Origin of the sequence: Endozoicomonas sp. ONNA1 (assembly GCF_024606325.1) — a bacterium.
Classification (GTDB): Bacteria; Pseudomonadota; Gammaproteobacteria; order Pseudomonadales; family Endozoicomonadaceae; genus Endozoicomonas_A.
The window spans coordinates 1-2,649 of record NZ_JAHHPN010000898.1 but is presented as its reverse complement, the minus strand read 5'-3'; the positions used below and the strand labels follow the sequence as shown (position 1 = coordinate 2,649).

Genomic DNA, 2,649 nt, shown 5'->3' with positions numbered 1-2,649 from the left:
GCGTTCAATACAGCGCGTATTGAAGCACTTGAGCTCGAGAACCTCTATGAAGTAGCTTATGCTACTGCGGTTTCCGCCGAAGAACGTAAGGAATCCCGTGGTGCACACGCTCGTAACGATTTTACCGAGCGTGATGATGAAAACTGGTTGGCGCATTCCCTATACTTTCCGACTGAAAAACGGGTCGGCAAACGTCAGGTTAACTTTGCACCAAAGACCATGGACGCTTTCCCACCGAAAGCCAGAACCTATTGAGGAGGAGGCAGGAATATGTTGGGTAGTTCGTTAAGTGTTAGCGTCTATCGCTACAACCCGGAGGCTGACTCCAAACCTTATATGAAAGACATTGAGGTAGATATTCCTGAGGGCAAAGACCTGATGGTGCTTGATGTATTGAACCTGATCAAGGAGAAGGACGAAACACTGGTGTATCGCCGTTCCTGTCGCGAAGGTGTTTGTGGCTCGGATGGTATGAGTATCAATGGTACCAATGGTCTGGCTTGCGTAACCTCCCTGTCGGAAGCCATGGGCAGCAAGAAAAAGTTGATACTACGCCCGCTGCCGGGTCTGCCAGTCATCCGTGACCTGATCGTGGATATGAGTCTTTTCTACAAACAGTACGAAAAGATCAAACCGTTTCTGATCAATGAAGAGCCAGCACCGGCTATCGAACGTCTGCAGAGTCCTGAAGACCGTGAGAAACTGGATGGCCTGTACGAGTGTATTCTCTGTGCATGCTGTTCTACCGCCTGCCCATCTTTCTGGTGGAACCCTGACAAGTTTGTCGGCCCGTCCGGTCTGCTGCAGGCGTATCGCTTTCTGGCTGACAGCCGTGATACTGCGACTGAAGAGCGCCTTGCAGATCTGGATGATCCATTTAGCGTGTTCCGCTGTCGAGGCATCATGAACTGTGTTGCTGTATGTCCAAAAGGTCTGAATCCAACCAAAGCTATTGGTCATATTAAACAGATGCTATTTGATAGTGCCACCTGATCTGGTACCTTAGCAGACTGATGCCAATAAACAGGCAACAGAGGTCTCTTATATTGCTGCATAAGAGGCCCACTGGAAGGAATGGCTGTTGGGGGCGAGCTTTCAGATATAAGTTGAGGCTGGTCCCTTGGCATGAAATGTGCACGTACTGTGTGTGCGTACGTTTTTTTCTATCAGCAGCATCTACACTGATTCTCAAATTAAAGATTCGGAGGCTGATACCAGAGTTTTGGAGAAGCGAATGATCCGAAGTGGAATTTCTTGCTATAGTTGCACTGTCGCACGAATTAGGTGGAACTGTAGTTTACTCTAGAGTCTGGCTGACTACTGACCCCATAACCTAATGACGGGCAGGGCAGGCAGGTTTTAATAGCGGGGCGGCCGGTCGATCACCGGTCTATCTGTGGGGTTTGAATAAGCGGGGGAGGCGAAAGTCCCGGTTTTCAGCGTTTTGCCTGTCAGGAAAATGGACAGCAGGCCACAGTGCGACTCTCATGATTAGACAGCCCTTCATTCACGGGGTAGTGATGATGCAAGAAGGTGTGATGCAGTAAATGTGGGATACCTCACATATTTCCGGGGGGAATGCTGCATACGTCGAAGAACTATACGAACAATTCCTTCGTGACCCGAATTCGGTCTCTGAGGAATGGCGTGATTATTTTGAAAAACTTCCTCAGGTCAACGGTGGTGGTCCGGACGTGCCTCACTCGACCATTCAGGAGAATTTTGTCTTGATGGCGCGTCAGCGCCAGAGCACCCGCCCAATCGAAGCCGGAACCATTTCCAGTGACCATGAGCGTAAGCAGATTCAGGTACTGCGTCTGATCAGTGCTTTTAGAATCCGGGGGCACCAACAGGCCCGAATCGACCCTTTGGGTTGCATGCAGCGCGAACAGTTTCCCGATCTGAGTTTAGAGTATCACGGGCTTAGTGAAGCAGACCTGGACACTGAATTCCAGACCAGTACCATTTTCATCGGTAAAGAGCGTGCGGTACTGCGTGAGATTATCGATTCCCTCGTGGCGACCTACTGCGGTTCGATTGGTGTTGAATACATGCATATCGTCAACACTGAAGAGCGTCGCTGGTTTCAAAGCCGCATGGAAAGTGTACGGGGTCGACCTGAAGTGGGCTTTGAAGGTCGACAGCATCTGCTGGAGCGTCTGACAGCCGCAGAGGGTCTGGAAAAATACCTGGGTACCAAATACCCGGGCACCAAGCGGTTTGGTCTTGAAGGAGGGGAATCCCTGATTCCTATGCTGGACGAAATTATCCAGCGTTCTGGTTCTTATGGTGCCAAGGAAATCGTCATCGGCATGGCTCATCGTGGGCGCCTGAATGTATTGGTTAATATTCTCGGAAAGAACCCCTCCGAACTGTTCGACGAGTTCGAAGGCAAGAAGATGGCCGACACCGGCTCCGGTGACGTGAAGTACCACCAAGGCTTCTCATCCAACGTCATGACACCGGGTGGAGAAGTTCATTTGGCACTGGCATTCAATCCATCTCATCTGGAAATTGTTTCCCCTGTGGTAGAAGGCTCTGTTCGTGCCCGTCAGGATCGTCGTAACGATTCAGCCCGTGGTCAGGTTATCCCGATTGCCATTCATGGTGATGCGGCTTTTGCCGGCCAGGGGGTTGTCATGGAAACCC

1 protein-coding gene and 2 pseudogenes are annotated in these 2,649 nt (G+C 50.7%); all 3 read left to right on the top strand.

Annotated elements, in window-relative coordinates; genetic code table 11:
• A pseudogene (sdhA, locus tag KDK19_RS21180) lies at window positions 1-255 on the top strand (succinate dehydrogenase flavoprotein subunit); the annotation flags it as partial.
• Between the two features lie 15 nt (window positions 256-270).
• Window positions 271-993 carry a succinate dehydrogenase iron-sulfur subunit gene (locus KDK19_RS21175; protein WP_257254646.1) on the top strand — a complete coding sequence of 241 codons (723 nt, stop codon included), beginning with the start codon at window positions 271-273 and terminating at the stop codon, window positions 991-993.
• A gap of 554 nt (window positions 994-1,547) precedes the next feature.
• Window positions 1,548-2,649, top strand: a pseudogene (locus KDK19_RS21170) (2-oxoglutarate dehydrogenase E1 component); the annotation flags it as partial.